Source organism: Baekduia sp., assembly GCF_035996765.1.
Taxonomy (GTDB): domain Bacteria; phylum Actinomycetota; class Thermoleophilia; order Solirubrobacterales; family Solirubrobacteraceae; genus Baekduia.
Map to the genome: position 1 here is coordinate 1 of NZ_DASYJG010000032.1, position 18,693 is coordinate 18,693.

Consider the following 18,693-nt stretch of genomic DNA (forward strand, 5'->3'; position numbering starts at 1 on the left):
CCGCCGGCCAGCAGCGCCTCGCAGATGCGCCCCTGGCGCGCGAGCAGCGCCTTTCGCCGGAACAGCTCGCGCAGAGGCGCGAGGTCGCCGTCGGTCTCACCGGGAAACGCGCCGCCGAAGCCGCTGCCGGCTCCGACCGCCGCGTTTATCTCCGCGCCGGTGTAGTGCCCGTCGAGCACGACCGACACCTCGCCCACCCCGGGGATCGCACGCAGCGCGTCCTGCGCGTCGGCGACCATCAGGAAGGCGAAGTTCGGTGCGCACTGGGGGGTGGGCAGGCGCAGGTGCACGTCGACGTTGCCGTTCTCCGAGACCCGGCATGAGCTCACGAACCGGAGTGCCGTGATTGGTTCGTCGAGCTCGGGATCGTAGACGGCGGAGAGCGCCTCGAGCACCTGCGCCCGCCCGGTCACGCGGCGCCCTCTACGAGCTGCGCCGCGTTGGGGTCGGCGGGGGCGCTATCGGTCTCCGGGAGGCGGAATTCCGGCGGCACCTCGACGCCGTACAGCCGCGCTGCGTTGAGGCCGAGGACCTTCTTCTTCGCCTCGGTCGTCCAGCGCGGGAAGTCGGAGAACGTGTCGTCCGGGTAGTCCCAGTCGACGAGCCCCTCGACCTGCCACTTCGGCTCCCAGATGCCGTAGTCGCTGCCGAACAGCATCTTGTCCTCGCCGACCCAGAACAGCAGCTCGCCCATGACCTTGGCAAAGAAGCGCGGGCGGGCGTGCATCAGGCCGCCGACGACGACCGACAACCCCGCATACACGTTGGGCTCCTGCGTGGCCATGAAGCAGAAGTCCTCGATCCGCGGCAGCCCCACGTGCTCGACGATGAAGTTGAGCTCGGGGAACGAGGTCGCGGCGTGGTCGACGTCTGAGACGTCAAAGGCATCCTTGTCCAGCGGCCAGATCGTCGGCCCCTTGTGCACGTGGATGTTCTTGATGCCCAACTCCACGCAGAGCTCCAGGAACGGCACCGCGTCGGGATCCTTCAGCGTCCATCCCCGAGACGCGCCCAGCCATTCGGCCGTGTAGAGCTTCACGCCCTTCAGGCCATACCGCGCATGGTCCTCGCGCAGCTGGCGCAGACCCGCCTCGCCCTCGCGCGGATCCCAACGGCCGTTGACGATCAACTTGCCCGGGAAGCGCTCCAGCAGCGACGCGTTCTTGGTGATGTCGTTGAACCCGTCGGTGTACCACTGGCGCAGGTAGGTCGACTGAAAGACCGCGTGGTCGACGTAGCCCTCGGTGAAGACGTCCTTCTCGAAGTCCTCGGCCGAGTACTTCATGAAGTGCTCGATCGTCCAGTGCGTCGCCGGCGGCCCCAGGCCCTGGTAGGCGTGGAAGCACTCGATCCAGCCCTTGGCGTACTCCTCCTGGCCCTTGACCCAGTTCTCCGGGCTGGCGTCCCAGAAGTGCAGGTGGCTGTCGAAGATGAAGTACTTCTCTCCATCCTTCTCGTACATGGCTAGACCTCCACCACCGGCAGGTCGAAGCTGATGTACTCGGCCGCGTCCTCGGGGTTGGCGAACATCAGGACGCGGTCGTCCAGCACGACCATGCGGCCGTAGTGGGTGGACATGATCTCCTCGAAGTCGTCCTGACCGAAGTCAGCCCAGCCGAGCGCGTCGGCGATCTCTTGGAAGTCGAAGTCGATCTTGTTAATGCCGTCGACGCGGATCATCGAGGGCAGCTCGCGGATCGTGATGTCCTTCTTGCCGTTCATCACCTGGGCGACGACGTAGCCCACCTGGTTGTTCATCAGGGTGACGCCGGCCTGGTTGGACGAGGTCCTGTCGGACTTGAAGTCGGTCATGCGCGGATCTCCTTGGGGATGTCGAGTGTCAGGTCTTCCAGCAGGTCGGCCATGCGGGCCTTGGAGCGCTGCAGCGAGTCGTCGAAGCGCACGTGCTTCTCGGCGACCTGCGACCAGATCGGCTGCAGCTGGTGGGCGGCCTCAAGGCTCACGGGGATCCACTCGGCCAGCCACTCGTCCATGAGCGCCTTGTTGGCAGCGCCGTGCTCGGGGTCATCGGCGAGCATCCGGAACAGCGCCCGAGCGCCGCGCTGCTCGCGCGCCGTGTCGGCCTCGCCGCAACCCATGACCGTCGGGGTGACGAAGTCGCCCTGCAGTGCCGCGGCCTGCATCACGAAGCCACTGCGGAAGAGCTCGCCGACCAGCGGCTCGAAGACGACCGCGGTCGCGAAGAAGGCTTGCGCCCAATCGCGGATGCCGGTGAGCTTCTCGACGTTGGCGCGCGTGCCCTGCCAGAGCGGATCGTTCTGCCAGACATCGACATGCGCGGAGCCGTCGAAGCCGTCGATCTCCTCGGAGACCTCCAGGTTGTAGAGGATGATGTCCTGGGCGAAGCGCAGCTTGTGCAGCGCGCCGACGGCCAGCGCGTTGTTGATCATGTTGGTCGGCGCGTCGCGTTGGGCCGGCGTGTAGACATGCATACCGAGCCCGTGCTCGACATGCGCCCACGCCGAGACGTGGCGCTCCACGACCTTGGCCCACGAGCGGCTCCACGCGGCATAGGCGCCCGCCGCCTTGGCGTTGGCCAGCGTCTGGCTGATCTGCCGCACCGTGTTGGAGTTGTTGCGGTAGATCGACTGCTCCCACTCCTCGTTGGGATCGAGGAACTCGTGCCAGTTGGCCGACTTCAGCGCGGTCCACTCCTGCGGGTAGCCGGAGGAGCCGTCGGCGAAGGCATAGACCCAGCCCTGGGTGAGGTGGCGCTCGGGGTCGGGCTGCACGTCGACGGTGACGTCCTCATAGACGCTCGCCCGTCGCTTGCGCGGCTCGAAGTAGTTGTAGGACCTGCTGCGCGAGGACGGGAACTCCTTGGCCCCGGCCTCGGCGTCGGTGAACACCGGCTGCGGAACGCTGCGCTTGGGCGTGACGGTCTCTGGGGTCATCGGTGGGCTCCTTGCCGCGGTCAGTCCGCGGTGGTCGTGAACTTGTCGAAGTAGATGCGCGCCTCGGGGCAGCCGCGGCGCTCGAGCAGGGCGATGGCGGCGTCGACCATCGGCGGGGGCCCGCAGAGGTAGGCGTCGACCTCGGTGAGGTCGTCCTCCAGGCGGTCGACGACGTCGGTGATCAACCCCGCTTCGCCGTCCCACCCGTCGGTGCTCTCCGAAAGCGCCGGGACGAACGTCAGATCCGGCAGCGCGCCGGCCAGCCGCTCGAGCTCGTCCAGCACGAAGAGGTCATCGGCGGTGCGCGCGCCGTAGTAGAAGGTCGCCGGGCGCGTCGAGCTCTTCTCCTCCATCGAGCGCAGCAGCGACATGATCGGTGCCATGCCCGCACCGCCGGCGATGAAGACCAACCGCCGCGGCGAGGAGTCGCGCAAGGTGAAGACCCCGTAGGGCCCCTTGCACCTCAGCGCATCACCGACCTTGATGCCGTTGCTGTTGGCGCTCTCGGCCAGCAGCCCGGAGAAGTGGCCGCCCTCGTAGAGCTTGATCATGAACTCGAGGCGATCCGGCTGCCCCGGCGTGTTGGCCATGGAGAACGAGCGGTGCTCGCCTTCGACCCCCGGAATCGAGATGTCCATGTACTGCCCGGCGCTGAACACGAGCGGGTCCGGCAATCTCAGCACCAGCCGCCGGATGTCATGTGTCAGCGCTTCCACCGCCTCGACCTCGGCGGTGGCGGTGACGATCGGCACCCCGCTGCGGATGATCTCCTCGTCGTAGTTGATGAGCTCGATCTCGACGTCGCTCAGCGCATGGGCGCGGCAGAGCAGCGTGTAGCCCTCGGACTCCTCGAAGTCGGGGAGTGCGAACGTCGAGTAGCGGTCGAGATCGACCTCACCATCCAGCAGGAACGACTTGCAGGCCGCGCACTGACCCTCCTTGCACCCGTGCATCAACATGATGCCCTGGCGGAAGGCGGCGTCGAGGATCGTCTCGTCCTCGTCAACCTCCATCTCGATGCCGACCGGCTCGAGGCGTGCGATGTGCTTGTCACCCATGGGTGTGCGCGGCCTGTTCCGTCGCTCAGGCGGCCGCCGGGCGACCGGCCGGGCCGCCGGCCTTGTACTTGGCGACGTGGGCGTCGCGCTCCTCCGGTGACATCTGGTTGAGCAGCACGTTCGGGCTGTTCAACGTGACCCCACGTACCTCGTCCAGCGTCCACATCTTCTTGGGGTCGAGGTCCAGATGCGGCTGCGGGACGAGCGTCTTGCAGTCGTCGCGGACGTACCCGAGGTCCTGCATGATCTCGGCGACGTCCATGCCGTGGTAGAGCGTCTCCCACTCGCGCTTGCCTGACAGCTTGCCCATCGACGGCGTCGCCCGGCCCTCGTACTCGGGCCGGAAGGCCACCGCGTCGGTCCAGTGGCAGGTCTCCGAGCAGTAGGTCCGGACCTGACCGTCGACCTCGTCGACCACCATGTCCTCGCGGATCAGGCACGGCACCATGCACGACCAGCAGCGGTGCGGATACTCATAGCCCGACAGCTCCGGCTCGAACGCGATCGGCTTGTGCCCGTTCTTCTTGGACAAGTCGGCGTAGCGCTCCCACCACTTGCCGTACTTGTCATACCAGCCCGGGTACTTGAACTCGAACCACTCGAAGTCGTCGTCGTCCATCGCATCGATCCGCCAGTAGTTGGCAAACCAGCCGGTGGCGAAGAACTGGGCGACCTCGTGGACGTAGCCCTTGTTCCAGATCCGGTCCCATGCCTCTTCGACGAGGTCATGCGGGATCGTCAGGCCGTACTTCTCCAGCGGGACGAGGTAACTGCGGTAGTAGTCGTCATAGATCCAGCGGCGCCATGACTCGGCATAGCTGTCGCGGTCCTTGCGACGGTCCTTGGTGCCGTACTCGATGAACGTGCCGATCGCCGCGTCGACGACGGCGTGGTTGTTCCACCAGGCGTAGCGCAGGTCGCGCTCCAGCAGCTGCCGATTGCGCTCGTCGGCAAGCGCCATCAAGATGATGGAGTAGCCGTTGGAGATGTGGCGCGACTCGTCGGACTGCACCGAGTGAAAGACCGTCGGCAGCAGGTAGTCGCCGTTGGCCGCCGCCTCGCCGGGCATCGCCACGAACAGGACGTTCGTGAACGCCGTCTCGGCCACGATCGTCAGGTAGACGTTGGCCGCGGTGATCGCGTCACCGGTGATGAACCCTTCGCCAAACTGACGGCCGATCGTGCCGGCGTAGCAGTTGGAGAACGCCTTCTCGGAGATGTCGAACCCGGCGGGATCGATGTAGTGGTTCATGTACAGCCGCTTGAGGTTCATCTGGATCGTCGAGTGGCGCACCTCGTCGATCATCTGGATGGCGAGGCCGTTGTGGACCTCGGGGTTGGGCACCGCGTTGATCGCGAGCGGCATCGCGCGAGCGGCGGAGATCTCCGGGAACGGGATGATGGACAAGAACAGCTTCTGCCATTCCATCCAGCGCTCCTGGACCTGGCGGAACATGTTGCCGCGGATGGCACCGTCCATCGCGCCGAAGACGCGGTTGTCCTTCTCCTCCTCCATCGGGAAGTAGGAGCGCAGGACCTGCTTGAGCGGGTCTTTCTTGGGGGCCTTCTCGAACGTGTAGTCGGTCGGGTACTTGTCGACCGGCTCCACGAACGTCGGGTCCCACGACAGCTCCTGGATCTTGTTGTGGGCCTTCGTGATGCTTGCCCTACTCATGGTGAGAGGTCCTCTCCTTACGACGAGGTCGTGGACACTGCAGTGGACTCCGACACTAGGGTCGGAGGCGCCGGGCGCTCAAGAACGACGGGGTCTTCCGAGATCGCTGGAACGGCGGGGCCTCCGAGGACCTCCGCGGCCTGCTGGGCGACGTCGCGCAGGGTCGCCGAGAGGCTCTCGCGCTCCAGCTCGAAGCAGCGCGCAGACATCGAGATGCCCAGCGCGGCGACCGTCTGGCCGCCGGCCGTCCGCACTGGCGCCGCCAAACAGCAGAAGTCCGCGCCGAACTCTTCACAGTCAAAGGCGATCGCACCCGCGCGGATCTCCGCGAGCTGCTGGCGCAGCAGCTGTGGATCGGTGATCGTGGCGGGCGTGAAGCGCCGCAGGCCGCGAGCGAAGTAGCGCTCCAGCAGGCTCTCGTCCAGCAGCGAGAGCGCGACCTTGCCGAGCGCCAGCGCGTGGGCGTTCTCGCCGATCCGCGCGCCAAGGCCGGGGATCCGCGGCATGCCCTGGCGGCCGCGGGCAAGGGGAATGACCACCTGGCCCGAGTGCGCCGCGGCGAGATAGACCCGCTTATGGGTGCGAGCGAAGAGCTCGTCGAGGATGCCGCCCAAGCCACCCGGCAGATCGCGGCCACGAGCTGCCGGCACGAAGCCCGTCGCCTCGCCGACGAGGTGGTAGGCACCGCTGTCGGCGTGGACGGCAAAGCCCTCCTGACAGAGCGTGTCGAGCAGGTTGTAGGCCGTGGAGGCGCTCTTGCCGAGCGCCGCGGCGACCTCGTCGGCCCGCATGCCAGCCGGCGCGTGGGCCAGCAGCGACAGCAGATGCAGGACGGTACGCGCGGTGCTGACACCGCGGCTGCGCGGTGCCGCGCTCGCAGCGCGACCGACGGGGAGGTGCTCGGTGATGCTCGGCTCCTTCCTGAGGAGACCGCCCGGACTGGGTCCGGTGCTGACCCACCGCTCGCAGGTTGCACAGCGGCACCGTCAAGTGCACCACCGAGGGCGTTACAGGTCCGCTACAGCGCCATCGCCGAAGGAGCGGCGCAGCGCAGCGGTCCGCGCGGCCGCAAGGCTGCGGCGCGGATCGGTGTAGTCCAGCGCGGCGAGCAGCCGGCGCCAGGCGATGAGGTCGTGCTCACCCGAGGGCGAGCGGACCCAGGACCAGAGCGCGTCGGCGTCGTCGGAGGTGATGACCGCCTGGCGCAGCCACGCGTCAAGCTCGTCGCGGGCCCGCTCGATTCCCGGTGCGTTGGAGTCCGGCAGCAGCGGGCCGCCGTAGGCCGCGGCCGCATCGGCGATCGCGTTGCGACCCAGCAGCGCGCGGACCTGACGCACGTCGCTGTCGATCTCGCACGTCAAGTGATATGCCTCGGGCTCGATCGCGCCGTGCAACAGGCGCCGCAGGCGCGACATCTCGACACGAATGCTCGCGGGATGGCCTTCATCACCGTAGAGATCGGCACAGAGCACGTCCGCGCTGGCCCGCCCGCCGTGCAACAGCAGGAGCATGAGCAGCTCGATGTGGCGCGGGCGCAGGTGCAGCGGCGCGCCGTCCAGGCTGATCCGCGGCGGCACGTCGCCGAGGACATGCAGCTCCAGGCGCGGCGGCGCCGGGCTGGCGAAGCGCGCGCGGCTGGGCCGCACGACGTAGAGGTCATCGTCCTCGACCGGCTCGGCGATCGCCTCGATGCCGGACGGCAGGTACAAACGGCCGCCGCCGACCGGGATCGCGGCGACGTCGGTCAGCGACCAGTGCTGCTTGGGATCGAGCAGGACGCGGCCGCTGCCGGTGATCAGCGCGGCGCCCTGGGCCTCGGGACCGAGGCGGTTGCCGTAGCGGGCACGCAGCCGATCGTCGCGCTCCTGCAATCCGCGGCGCAGCAGCTCCTCGACGGCGCGCGCTGTGGCGACGACCACCGAGAGGCTGTGCGGATGCACCGAGCTGATGTCACCCGTCAGGTCGATGACGCCCAGCAGGCGGCCGGTGTCGGGATCGGTGATCGGCGCCGCCGCGCAGGTCCAGCGCTGCACGGGCTCGGTGAAGTGCTCGGCGGCGAAGACCTGGACGGCATGCTCGGCGGCCAGCGCCGTGCCGACCGCGTTGGTTCCGGCGCCGGACTCGCTCCACAGCGCACCCTCGACGAAGTTCATGTCGTCGGCCGCGCGGCTGCGCAACTGCGCGTCGCCGTGGATGCGCAGCAGCATCCCGTCGGCGTCGCTGATGACCAGCAGCTGGTCGGCCTCGACCGACGCCTCGGCCATGCACTGGGCGATCAGCGGCGCAGCGGCCGCGAGCGGATGGGCGTCCCACCGCGCACGGGCGCCCTGCAGCTCGAGCACCGACGGCGCGGCCTGGCGGCCGGTGGGGTCGACGCCGGCGTCGCGCGAGCGCAGCCACGAGTCGGCGATCGGGCCGCGCAGCGGGGGCGTCCCGGCGTCCTCGCTCTCCTGCGCCGGCCGGCCACCGACGAAGTCCTCCCAGGCGTCGCGCAGCTCCCGGGCGCGCTTGGCCGGGATCGTGGTCGCGTCGACCGCTACCCAGGGACTCCGGGACACCCGGAACCCCTCCTTGCTACGAAGTGCCGGCGGTGGGACAAGCCGTTCTCCCCTGACGTGTGCCGCCGCTCCAGCATTGCGGGAAGACGGCGGACTTCTTGGCACGTGGTGTCAAACCACACTAGCGTCGGTGCCCACCGAGGTCGAGGGCCAACCGCCTTGATCGGCAGGTCCCTGCCAGGCGGCATGGTCTCGCGTGTCGACCCGTCCCTTCTTCGTGTGTGAGGAGCCACGTCGCCATGTCCGCTGTCGCCCAGCAGTCGCCGTCCACCCCGAGCCCCGCGGTCGCGGAGCCCGCCGCACCGGCGGCCGTCGCGGCGACCGGCGACCCCGCCGTCCTCGGCCTGCCGATCTTCGTCGTGGGCTCCATCGCGCTGGCGATGGGGCTCGTCGGCTACGTGTCGCCGGCCGCCGCGGGCAGCGCCATCCCGATCATCCTCGCCGCGACGGGCATCGGGCTGTTGATCAGCGCCGTGTGGGCCGCAGCGCTGGGGCAGACGCTGGTGGCGTGCATCTTCGGGCTGTTTGCCGGATTCTGGCTGAGCTACTCGGTGCTCGTCATTGGTCTGAACCACAACTGGTTCGCGATCCCGCCCGCAGACGTCACCCATACGATCGCGTCGTTCCAGATCTCCTGGGCGATCGTGATGGGCGCGCTGACGCTCGCCACCCTGCGGCTGCCGGTCGTCTTCACGGCGATCGTCGGGCTGGTGGTGATCGCCTTGGTGCTGTTGATCTTCGGCACGCTCAACACCGACACGACGCTCACCAAGGCAGCTGGCGTGGTCTCGTTCGGCTTCGCAGCACTTGGCGTCTACGCGTTCCTCGGCGCCGCGTCGGCGGCGACCGGTGGCAAGGCCTACCCGTTGGGTCCGCCGCTGATGAAGTGACGGCGACAGCGGTCCGGCGCCGCCGCGCGCAACTGGTCCTGTGCGGTGCCGCGCTGTCGCAGTACGTTGACGTTCATGAGCCCGCGCGTCGCCCCCGCCACCGGTCTGCAGGCCCGGATCGCCACCTTCTTTGCCCGGCGCCAGTACGGCGCAGAGATCGTCGAGTCGACCGGCATCTACGCCCAGAACCCACGGCTGATGTACTGGTTCGTCGGCTTCAACCGGGCGGTCGAGAAGCCCAAGCGCGTGCCCGAGCGCCTGCGCGAGCTCGCCGTCCTGAAGGCCGCGACGGTCGTCGAGTGCGAGTTCTGCATGGACATCGGCTCGGAGTACGCGCGCCGCACCGGGTGCAGCGACGCCCAGCTGCTCGCACTCCACGACGCCGAGGCCTCGGGGCTCTTTGACGCCGACGAGCTGTTGGTCATCACCTACGCGCGGGCGATGTCGGTCACGCCACCCGAGGTCGACGATCAGTTGGTCGCGGCGCTGCGCGACCGCTACGGCGACCGCGGCGTCCTGGAGCTCACGCACCTCATCGCCTGGGAGAACGGGCGAGCGCGCACGAGCGCCGCCCTGGACATCGGCGCCGGTGGCTTCTCCGAGGGCAAGGCCTGCGCGATCGCCGCGAGCAACGGCGCGGTCCGGGCAACCGTCGGTTAACGAAGAAGGGCCACATCGAGGATGCGGCCCTTCATGCTGCGTGTATCGGGATGCCGAGATTCGAACTCGGGGCCTCTCCGACCCGAACGGAGCGCGCTACCAGGCTGCGCCACATCCCGTACCGGGCCAGTCTACTCAGACGTCCCTGCGACGGCCTTGTAGTAGCGGACCGCCAGACCGGTGACCAAGGTCTGGAAGGCGGCATCGAGGGTCGTCGCCTCGCGCTGCGCCCACCGGGCAAGGCCCTCGTCTTCTATCGCCTGGGCCTCGGCGATCACGTCATCGCACAACTCAGGATGACGGTCGGCGAAGAACGCGCCGATCGAGTAGAGGCCGGTGTCGGTGAGCGAGCCGAGGAGGTCGGCGTCGGTGGGCTGGCTCAACGCCTGCCCGCCCGTCACTTGCCTCCGAGCAGGCCGCCGACCGCGCCGGTAACTCCCTGGGTCACGTTGTCAACGGTACTGCCCACCGCGGCTCCTGTCTGCTTGACCGCGTCGCCCGCCTGGCCGCCGACGGTGTTGCCGACGACGTCGGTGGTTCCCGAGACGACCTGGCCGGCGGTCTGGGGCGGCGGGTTGCCCGACGGCTGGGTCAGCGCGCCGAGGTTGGGGTCGACGAGCGGCGCCGTGGAGCCACCGCCGGTCGCGCCCGTCGCCGTGTCGGTTGCGGTGTTCGCCGCGCCGCTGACCGCGCCCGCGGCCTGCTGGACCGCCCCGCTTGCCGCGCCGCCGCCGGCCGGCTTGCTCGCGGCCGACGTCGTGGCACCGCCGCCCGCGGAAGCCGAAGACGCGCTCTCGCTCTTGCCGGCGCCACTACCGGAGGTTGAGGGCGCCGCCGCGCCGCCACCCGTCCCGCCGGCAGCACCGCTACCACCACTGAAGCCCGAACCGCCGGCGGTGCCTCCCGTCTTCCCCCGACCCTTCCCGCTCGACCCATGACCCGAGCGCGTCGCGCCGGTCGAGGTCGCGATCGTGTGCCGCGCCCCGCTGGTCGTCGTCGAGCCGCTCGCGGTCGGGGCCTTCGCCACGCTGGCGGGCGCCGCGTGCACGATCGGCGCGTCATGGTGCTTGCCACCACGGGCCGCGTGATCGACCGCACCTGCGCCGACACCGGCGATCGCCACCGCGGTCGCAACGGCGGTCACCTTCATCCAGCCCGCCATCGTCGGCTCGCCGTACTGGGCCGCAGCCATCGACATCTGCGCCAGCGCCGGCCCGTGGTGGGCCGCATGCGCAGCGGCGACGTCGCTGCCGCCGTCGCCGCCGAACCACCGCTTGCGCAGGATCGCGGGCAGCGGCAGGAACGCGGCGATCTTCCCGCGCACGGTGCGCCGACCGAGCGCCGCCGCATCCATCCCCGCCATCACCGCGTGCTTGCGGCACGGCTGGCAATGCGAGATGTGGCTGCCCACACGCCGCTGATCGCGCGTGCCCAGCGCGGCCGCCGACAGCGTCGCGCGCTCGATGATCTCCTGGATCCGCAGACACCGCGCACCGGTACGCAGGTCCTGGTACTCCTCGGTCAGGCGGCGGCGGGCACGAAACAGCGTCGACTCCACTGAGGGCCGGCTCATGCCGAGCCGCTCGCCGATCTCGCGATAGGAGAGGCCCTCGAGCTCACGCATCACCAGGATCTGGTGATGGGCGTCTGACAGACCGTCGAAGGCGCCGCAGAGATCGTCGAGCTGCTGCTTGCCCTCGACCGCCGTCTCCGGCGACGGGCTGATCGAAGCGAGCTTGCCGTGGTCGGCCGGCGCGAGACCTTCCTCGGCGTCGATGCTGACCTCCTCGGTGCGCCGAGTGCGCCGGAACGCATCGATGCACGCGTTCTTGGCGATCTCGTAGATCCACGGCTTGAAGGCGATCGGCCGATCGGTCTGGCGCATGCGCCGCAGCGCCGAGACGAAGACCTCCTGCGTGAGGTCCTCCGCGCGGCCGTGATCTTGGACCATGCCGAAGATGTAGGCGCTGATGCGCCGGTCATAGCGGTGGTACAACCGCTCGAAGGCGTGGTCGTCCCCAGCCCGGACGGCCTGCACCAGATCGTGGTCGGTGACGTCGGTGCGACTCCGCGCTGTAGCGGAGATGCCCGGTGCGGCGAGCGTTGCCAAGATCCCGTTCCCTGTCTCTCCCCTTGTACACGGCTCCCACAGCCGCCACACGGGAATGTAGCGTTTCCCTTACCGGTATGCCACAAATCACACAAATCATCGCCTACCTCGATCAGCTGCTCGCGGTCGACGCGTTTCGCGACTATGGCCCCAACGGCCTCCAAGTACCCGGCCGCCAGGAAGTTCAGACCATCGTGACGGGCGTCTCAGCGAATGGACTACTCCTGGACGGCGCGGTAGCCGCCGGCGCCGACCTCGTCCTGGTCCATCACGGCCTCTTCTGGCGTGGCGATCCGCAGCAGATCACGCCGATCCTGCACCGCCGCCTGCAGCCGCTCTTCGCCCACGACATCGCGCTCGCCGCCTACCACCTGCCGCTGGACGCCCACCCCGAGCACGGCAACAACGCGCTGCTGGCCGCGGCGCTCGGCGGCCTCGACCCGCAGCCGTTTGCCGAGATCGGCATCCAGGTGCGCTTCGACGGCGACGGCCTGACGATCGACGAGCTGATCGCGCGATTGCGCACAGCGGTCGGGGACCGTGAGCCGTTGGTCGTCCCGGCCGGTCCGGAGCGGATCCGCACGCTGGGCATCGTCACCGGCGCGGCGAGCGACAGCATGCTCGACGCTGTCGCCCTCGGCCTCGATGCCTTCGTCACCGGCGAGCCCGCCGAGCGCGCGTTCAGCATCGCCACCGACGCGCAGCTCCACTTCCTCGCCGCCGGCCACCACGCGACCGAGACCTTCGGCGTGCGCCGCCTGGGCGAGCTGCTGGAGCGCGAGTTCGGCATCCGGCACACATTCATCGACATCCCCAACCCGATCTAACCGGCGGTGCGCACGAGCTCGCCCAGCGCGCGCACGGCCGGCTCGACCGACGGCTCGGGCAGGTTGGCGTAGCCGAGCAGGACGCGGGCGACGTCGCCGTGTTGGAAGCCGTAGAGCCCGACGCCGTGCTCCCACGCCGCCGCCATCAGCGGCCCCAACGCGACCTCGGCCGGCAGGCGGCCACAGACGTGCAGCCCGGCAGGGATGCCCTCGACCTTCAGCTCGGGCAGCTCATCGGCGAGCGTGGCGATCATCAGGTCGCGACGGCGGCGGAAGCTGCCGCGCATGCGGCGCAGGTGGCGATCCAGCTCGCCGTGTTCGATGAAGCGCGCGAGCGCGAGTTGGTCGACCTGCGGGCTCCCGGAGTCGGCGAGCACCTTCGCCTCGCCGACGGCCTCCAGGAGATCGGGCGCCACGACCATCCAGCCCACCCGCAGCGCCGGCGCCAGCGTCTTGGACGCCGAGCCGAGGTAGGTGACCCGCGCGGGCGCGAGCGCCTGCAGCGCACCGACCGGGTCGCGGTCAAAGCGGTACTCACCGTCGTAGTCGTCCTCGAAGATCCACGCCTCACGCGCCGCGGCCCAGTCCACCAGCGCCGCGCGGCGCTCCGGCGCCAGCGCCATCCCGAGCGGGAACTGGTGAGACGGCGTCAGCAGCACCGCGCCGACGTCGGCGTGGTCGAGCGCTTCGACCACCAGCCCGCCGGCATCGACCGGGATCGGGACCACGCGCAGCCCCTCGCGCGCGAAGACCATGCGATGCAACGGGAAGCCGGGATCCTCGACCGCCACGCGGGCGACCCCCGCGCGATGCAGGGCGCGCGCCAGCAGCGTGATCGCCTGCGTGATGCCCGTGCACACGACGACGTTGCCCGGCTCCGCCGCCACGCCCCGCGCGCGGCCGAGGTAGGCCGCAAGCGTCACCCGTAATGCCGGGGCACCCGACCGGTCGCCGTAGCCGAGGCCGACATCGGGGACGTCGCGCAGCGTCTCGCGCAGCGCGGCCAGCCACGCGCGCCGCGGGAACGCCGAGAGGTCGGCGGCCTCGGTCCGGAAGTCAAAGCGCACCGGCGGCGCGATCCGCTCCTCGGGCGGCTCGGCGGGCTCGTGGCGAGCGACGCTGGCCACCCGCGTCACCGCGCCCGGCCGCGCCACGAGGAAGCCCTCGGCGACCAGTTGCGCGTAAGCCTCCACCACCACCCCGCGCGAGACGCCGAGCTCGCCGGCCAGCGCACGCGTCGAGGGCAACGGCGTGCCGGCGTGCAGCGCGCCGCGACGGATGCCGTCGCGCAGCTGATCCTCGAGCTGAACGCGCAGCGAGCGATCGCCGTCGCGATCGACGCTGACCAGCAGATCGAGGCCGAGGCGCTCGGTGGGCGTCATCATCAGGACTCTTGCATGTGCGCCTCCCGTCGCCTTACGGACCGGAAATTGTGCGTTCGGCCAACAGGCTTGAGGCCGTCCGTGGAGCGCGCTACGTTCCCTCCGTCACCAACTCCCTACATAGGAGGCATGCCGATGGCTATTCACCTGACGCCGACTGAACTGGCTCGCGAGACCGGTCTCGAACGGCGTGACGTCATCGCCAAGTGCATGGAAATGGGCGTTCCGATCTTCCAGGGCCGCATCGACAAGACCCTGTTCCTCGCATCGCTTGAGGACCTTTCCGGAGTCCACGGCACGAGGGCCGAGGCCACCGCCTAGCGCGGGGTCCACAATGCCGCTCGCGCGCAAGGCGCGCGGACCTTAGACTCCTCTGCTGACACGGTGTCAACGCAGCAGGAGGAGCATCATCATGGAGGCTGGCACCACGCCCGCTCGCGGGACCGGGTCGACGACGATCGCCGACCTCTGCGCCCGAGCAGCCGAGCAGTTCGCCGACCAGGTCGCGATCAAGCACAAGGTCGACGGTCAATGGCGAGACGTCACGTTCGCGCAGGTCGGCGAGATCGTCACCGAGATCGGCCTGGGGCTGATCGCGCTGGGCCTCCAGCCCGGCGAGCGCGTCGCCATCCTCTGCAACACCCGCCCGGAGTGGGCCTACGCGGACTTTGCGATCTCCTCCGCCGGTGGAGTCGTCGTCCCGATCTACCCCACCAACTCGGCCGGCGAGTGCGAGTGGGTCGCCGGCAACTCGGAGTCGGTCTTCGTCGTCTGCGAGGACGCCGAGCAGGTGGCCAAGATCGTCGCCGTGCGCGAGCAGCTGCCCGCGCTGCGCAAGATCATCGTGGTCGACCCGTCCGGAGATGTCGCCGATGCGATCTCGCTCGACGACCTGCGCGCCCGCGGCAACCGTCGCGACGCGCACCTGCTCGCCGACCGCACCGCCGCCGTCGGCCCCGACGATCCGTTCACCTTCATCTACACCTCGGGCACCACGGGGCCGCCCAAGGGCTGCGTCCTGACCCACGGCAACTACCGCTCGGTCCTCGACATGGTCGCCGCCCGCGGCCTCTTTGAGGGCGGCGACGACCTCGTCTACCTCTTCCTCCCGCTGGCCCACGCCTTCGCGCTGCTCGTCCAGCTCGGCGCGGTCGACCGCGGCACGGCGATCGCCTACTACGGCGGTGACGCCAAGGCGATCATCGGCGAGCTGATGGAGGTCAAGCCGACCTACCTGCCGTCGGTCCCGCGCATCTTCGAGAAGTTGTACACCTTGGCCCAGCAGCAGCTGAGCGCCGAGGAGCTGGAGACCGTCCGGACGGTCGGCGGCCAGATCCAGGACCTCGAGGTCCGCGGGGCCGCGGTGCCCGACGCGCTGCGCGAGCAGTTCGCCGAGGTGGCGCCGAAGGCCGAGTTCGTCCGGGGCCTCTTCGGCGGCCGGATCCGCGAGGCGGTCACCGGTGCGGCGCCGATCGCCCAGGAGATCCTCGAGTTCTTCTGGGGCTGTGGCATCCCCGTGATGGAGGGCTACGGGATGACCGAGACGTCGACCGTCGCCACGAGCTCACGGCCCGAGGACCACCGGTTCGGCACGGTCGGCAAACCGCTGCCCGGCGTCGAGGTCAAGATCGCCGAGGACGGCGAGTTGCTGATCCGCGGCGCGAACATCTTCGGTGGCTACTACCGCAACGACGACGCGTCGTTCGGCGCGGTGGACGACGGCTGGCTGCACACCGGCGACCTCGGCTCGATCGACGCCGACGGCTTCATCTCGATCACCGGCCGCAAGAAGGACATCATCATCACGGCGGGCGGCAAGAACCTCACGCCGGCCAACCTGGAGAACGACCTCAAGCAGACCCGCTGGGTCTCCCAAGCCGTCATGCATGGCGACCGCCGGCCCTACCCGGTGATGCTGATCACGCTCGACGAGGAGGAGATCGTGCCGTGGGCCGAGGCCCACGACATCGAGGATCGGTCGATCCCGGCGCTCGCCAACGACGCGCAGGTGCGCGCGCTGATCCAGGCCGAGCTGGACGCCGCCAACGCGAAGTACGCGCCGGTCGAGCAGGTCAAGAAGTTCGCGATCCTCGACCACGACCTCTCGCAGGAGACCGGCGAGCTGACGCCGACGTTGAAGGTCAAGCGCAACGTGGTCAACGAGAAATACGTCGGCTTGTTCGACGAGCTGTACAACTGACGCCGGACCCTGAATCGAACCCTGAAGCGGGGCATCTGGCCAACGGCGCGGAACGAGGTCGTACTCTGTAGCTGTGCGCACGGATCCCACCGACAACGGCGGGCTGTTCCTCGGCCGCCGTCCAGGAACGGCGCCGACGAAGTACCGCGCGCTGCCCGAGCGGGGAACGCTGGCACGTCAACGCATCGACCGGGCGCTCGCGCACCTGCTGCTCACGGCCGAGATCGTCATCACGTTGCTGTTCTGGGGCCCGATCCCCGCCGGCGCGCTGTGGATCGCCGGACGTGTCCAGTACTGGACCGGCAACGTCGGCTTCGCGATCCTCGTCGCCTTCGCCGTGATGATCGCGGTGCTCCTGGGCGGCCTGATGCTGCTCAAGCGCGTCGACCGCGCGTGGATCCTCGTGCGCCGTGCCGCAGGCATCGACCAGCGTTCGGGCGTCATGGGGCGCGTCTTCGCGATCACCGCGATCGTCTGCGCGTCGATCTTCCTGTTCTGGTTCTTGATCATCAACGGCCCCGGCTCCTCGAGCTTCTCGGGTCAGGGCGGGTAGATGGCGGGCGAGCGTAGAGGACTTCTCGGCTACTACAAGCAGTTCGAGGGGCTCTCGGAGGAGGAGGTCAACGCCGATTTGCGCGACCAGGCCGCCGAGCGCCGCGCCAAGGCGCTGTCGCGTGTGGAGCCGCTGGACCTGTCGCGCACGACGTGGCCCGATTACCCGCACCCCGCGATCGTCAACGCCATCACCTTCGCCGCGCGGCGCGGGCTGCACCGCTACCTAGATCGCTCGAGCGCCGAGCTGCGCTCCGAGCTGGCCCATCGCCACGGGGTGGCCGAAGGCCGGCTGGTCGTCGGCGATGGCGTCGCGCAGCTGATCTCCGAGGCCGCCGCCGCGCTGCTGGAGCCCGACGACGAGCTGATCACGCCGTGGCCGTCCTACGCGCTCTATCCGGTCGTCGCGCGCCACGCGCGCGGGGTCGCGGTGCCGATCACGAGCTTCTCGGTCGACGGCATCCTCGAGGCGGTCAACGAGCGCACGCGGCTGGTCGCGCTCTGCAACCCGAACGATCCAACCGGCGAGCTGCTCGGGGTCGACGAGCTTGCGCGCCTGCTCGAGGCGCTGCCCGAGCGCACGGTCGTCCTGCTCGACGAGGCGCTGCGCGACTTCGCCGACGCCGAGCCGCTGGACGCGACGCTCGCCCTCTTGGAGCGCTTCCCGCGCCTGCTGATCTTCCGGACGTTCTCCAAGGCGTGGGGGCTGGCCGGGCTGCGCTGCGGCTACGCGCTGGGCGGCCCGGGCGCGGAGCCGCTGCTGGAGCAGCTGGCGCCCGAGCTCGGCGTCAACGAGCTGGCCCAGGCCGGCGCGCTGGAGGCGATTCGCACGGTCGGCGGCGTCATCGAGCGCCGCCGCGCGACGATCGCCGCACACCGCGAGCGGCTCACCGCCGAGCTGCGCGAGCGCGGGCTCGACGTCGGCGCCTCACAGGCCAACGTCCTCTGGCTGCCCGCGCCGGGACCGCACGGGGCCTCGGACCTCGCGACGCGGCTGAGCCACTCCGGCATCGTCGTGCAGACGGGCAACGGCGTCGGCGCCCCAGACCGCGTGCGGCTGACCGTGCCGCACCGGCCCGAGGACGTCGACCGCTTTCTGCGCTCGCTGGACGCCATCTCCGGGTAGCCCCCGGACATGCTCATCGCCGGCGTCCTCGCCCTCTGCATCGTCCTGGCCATCCTCGCGTTCCTCGCGCCACGGCTGTCGCGCCATCCGCAGCGGGGTGCGAGCCGGGCGTTCGGCATGGGCGCGCGCGGCGGGTCCAAGGCGCCGGGCAAGCTTGGCAAGTGGTTCGCCAAGCCGTTTCAGACGTCGCAGAAGGCCGTTAATCGCAGCGCCGAGGGTGGGCGCCGGGGGCGGGGGAAGCTGCCGCTGTAGATGGCCGGGTGGCGCACGCGTCGAGGGCGCTCAGCGCAGGCGTTGGCCGATGGTGCGCAGCGTGGTCTGTCGGCACCGAGGGCGAGAAGCGCTGGGGCTGCGCAACCGCGGCTGGTGTGGCTGGCGCTCGCGGCAGCGCGACCGGGCGATTCGGAGCCGAACCGCTGGTTCCTCGCGAACGACACCGAACCCGCGATATGCGCGGGTTCGATGTCGTCGAGTCCCCCACGAGCCGGGGTGGGCCTGTCTGCGGACGCATGATGTCCGCAAGGAGGCCCACCCCACCGCGAAGCGCAGCGGCCGGCGGACGTGGGCCCGGACACGGACGTATGCCGTCCGCAAACAGGCCCACCGTCCCCTGGCGGAGGCGGACGACCAGCCGACGCAGCGAGCCACACTCCCCGCTCGCTCTCCTCGGTGCCGACAGACCACGCCGCGCACCACCGGCCAACGCCCGCACTGAGCGCCCCCGGCGCCCGGCCCGCCCC

19 protein-coding genes and 1 tRNA gene are annotated in these 18,693 nt (G+C 69.8%); 8 read left to right on the forward strand and 12 right to left on the reverse strand.

Going from position 1 to position 18,693, the window contains the following annotated elements:
* From VGO10_RS06780 to VGO10_RS06815, 8 genes are all read right to left on the reverse strand, one after another.
* On the reverse strand, positions 1 to 413 hold a 413-nt coding region (locus tag VGO10_RS06780; protein WP_327466497.1), incomplete at its 3' end, for an iron-sulfur cluster assembly protein.
* Positions 410 to 1,462 carry an amidohydrolase family protein gene (locus tag VGO10_RS06785; RefSeq protein ID WP_327466499.1) on the reverse strand — a complete coding sequence of 351 codons (1,053 nt, stop codon included), beginning with the start codon at positions 1,460 to 1,462 and terminating at the stop codon, positions 410 to 412. The genes VGO10_RS06780 and VGO10_RS06785, both read right to left, overlap by 4 nt.
* Before the next feature lie 2 nt (positions 1,463 to 1,464).
* Positions 1,465 to 1,812 (reverse strand): propane 2-monooxygenase effector subunit MimD, encoded by a 348-nt coding sequence (mimD, locus tag VGO10_RS06790; protein ID WP_327466501.1) that lies wholly within the window; start codon positions 1,810 to 1,812, stop codon positions 1,465 to 1,467.
* A complete protein-coding gene (locus tag VGO10_RS06795) occupies positions 1,809 to 2,915 on the reverse strand; it encodes a hypothetical protein (RefSeq protein ID WP_327466503.1) in 1,107 nt (368 codons plus the stop codon). The genes mimD and VGO10_RS06795 overlap by 4 nt, the downstream gene beginning before the upstream one ends.
* A gap of 20 nt (positions 2,916 to 2,935) precedes the next feature.
* Complete coding sequence (locus VGO10_RS06800) at positions 2,936 to 3,973, reverse strand: 2Fe-2S iron-sulfur cluster binding domain-containing protein (protein ID WP_327466505.1); 1,038 nt, start codon at positions 3,971 to 3,973, stop codon at positions 2,936 to 2,938.
* A gap of 25 nt (positions 3,974 to 3,998) precedes the next feature.
* Positions 3,999 to 5,648 carry a hypothetical protein gene (locus VGO10_RS06805; RefSeq protein WP_327466507.1) on the reverse strand — a complete coding sequence of 550 codons (1,650 nt, stop codon included), beginning with the start codon at positions 5,646 to 5,648 and terminating at the stop codon, positions 3,999 to 4,001.
* 17 nt (positions 5,649 to 5,665) lie between these two features.
* Positions 5,666 to 6,556, reverse strand: a complete 891-nt coding sequence (locus VGO10_RS06810; protein ID WP_327466604.1) for an IclR family transcriptional regulator — start codon at positions 6,554 to 6,556, stop codon at positions 5,666 to 5,668.
* Positions 6,557 to 6,655: 99 nt separating this feature from the next.
* Entirely contained in the window at positions 6,656 to 8,206 is a 1,551-nt protein-coding gene (locus VGO10_RS06815) for a GAF domain-containing protein (protein ID WP_327466509.1), read from the reverse strand.
* Positions 8,207 to 8,445: 239 nt separating this feature from the next.
* Here VGO10_RS06815 and VGO10_RS06820 point away from each other — a divergent pair, with 239 nt between their 5' ends.
* Positions 8,446 to 9,096: a GPR1/FUN34/YaaH family transporter gene (locus VGO10_RS06820; RefSeq protein WP_327466511.1), complete on the forward strand. Its 651-nt coding sequence runs from the start codon at positions 8,446 to 8,448 to the stop codon at positions 9,094 to 9,096.
* 75 nt (positions 9,097 to 9,171) lie between these two features.
* On the forward strand, positions 9,172 to 9,756 hold the full coding sequence (locus tag VGO10_RS06825) for a carboxymuconolactone decarboxylase family protein (protein ID WP_327466513.1): 585 nt from the start codon (positions 9,172 to 9,174) through the stop codon (positions 9,754 to 9,756).
* A 45-nt stretch (positions 9,757 to 9,801) separates the two neighbouring features.
* Here VGO10_RS06825 and VGO10_RS06830 read toward each other — a convergent pair.
* The 3 genes from VGO10_RS06830 to VGO10_RS06840 all read right to left on the reverse strand — a co-directional run bounded on the left by VGO10_RS06830 (position 9,802) and on the right by VGO10_RS06840 (position 11,866).
* Positions 9,802 to 9,875: transfer RNA gene (locus VGO10_RS06830), tRNA-Pro, on the reverse strand.
* A gap of 12 nt (positions 9,876 to 9,887) precedes the next feature.
* Complete coding sequence (locus VGO10_RS06835) at positions 9,888 to 10,139, reverse strand: hypothetical protein (RefSeq protein WP_327466515.1); 252 nt, start codon at positions 10,137 to 10,139, stop codon at positions 9,888 to 9,890.
* 14 nt (positions 10,140 to 10,153) lie between these two features.
* On the reverse strand, positions 10,154 to 11,866 hold the full coding sequence (locus VGO10_RS06840; RefSeq protein ID WP_327466517.1) for a sigma-70 family RNA polymerase sigma factor: 1,713 nt from the start codon (positions 11,864 to 11,866) through the stop codon (positions 10,154 to 10,156).
* 77 nt (positions 11,867 to 11,943) lie between these two features.
* Between VGO10_RS06840 and VGO10_RS06845 the strand changes: the two genes are divergently transcribed.
* Complete coding sequence (locus tag VGO10_RS06845) at positions 11,944 to 12,693, forward strand: Nif3-like dinuclear metal center hexameric protein (protein ID WP_327466519.1); 750 nt, start codon at positions 11,944 to 11,946, stop codon at positions 12,691 to 12,693.
* On the opposite strand, the gene VGO10_RS06850 is transcribed toward VGO10_RS06845, so the two are convergent.
* The gene (locus tag VGO10_RS06850) at positions 12,690 to 14,078 is read right to left on the reverse strand and encodes a PLP-dependent aminotransferase family protein (protein ID WP_327466521.1); all 1,389 of its coding nucleotides are present in this window, start codon (positions 14,076 to 14,078) and stop codon (positions 12,690 to 12,692) included. The genes VGO10_RS06845 and VGO10_RS06850 overlap by 4 nt on opposite strands.
* 132 nt (positions 14,079 to 14,210) lie before the next feature.
* On the opposite strand from VGO10_RS06850, the gene VGO10_RS06855 reads away from it, so the two are divergent.
* The 5 genes from VGO10_RS06855 to VGO10_RS06875 all read left to right on the forward strand — a co-directional run bounded on the left by VGO10_RS06855 (position 14,211) and on the right by VGO10_RS06875 (position 18,205).
* Positions 14,211 to 14,396, forward strand: coding sequence for a hypothetical protein (locus VGO10_RS06855; protein ID WP_327466523.1), 186 nt, complete (start codon positions 14,211 to 14,213; stop codon positions 14,394 to 14,396).
* A 91-nt stretch (positions 14,397 to 14,487) separates the two neighbouring features.
* Positions 14,488 to 16,275 carry an AMP-dependent synthetase/ligase gene (locus VGO10_RS06860; RefSeq protein ID WP_327466525.1) on the forward strand — a complete coding sequence of 596 codons (1,788 nt, stop codon included), beginning with the start codon at positions 14,488 to 14,490 and terminating at the stop codon, positions 16,273 to 16,275.
* 73 nt (positions 16,276 to 16,348) lie between these two features.
* The gene (locus VGO10_RS06865; protein WP_327466527.1) at positions 16,349 to 16,828 is read left to right on the forward strand and encodes a hypothetical protein; all 480 of its coding nucleotides are present in this window, start codon (positions 16,349 to 16,351) and stop codon (positions 16,826 to 16,828) included.
* Positions 16,829 to 17,953 (forward strand): pyridoxal phosphate-dependent aminotransferase, encoded by a 1,125-nt coding sequence (locus VGO10_RS06870; protein WP_327466529.1) that lies wholly within the window; start codon positions 16,829 to 16,831, stop codon positions 17,951 to 17,953.
* Positions 17,954 to 17,962: 9 nt separating this feature from the next.
* On the forward strand, positions 17,963 to 18,205 hold the full coding sequence (locus VGO10_RS06875) for a DUF6411 family protein (protein ID WP_327466531.1): 243 nt from the start codon (positions 17,963 to 17,965) through the stop codon (positions 18,203 to 18,205).
* Positions 18,206 to 18,693: the final 488 nt, after the last annotated feature.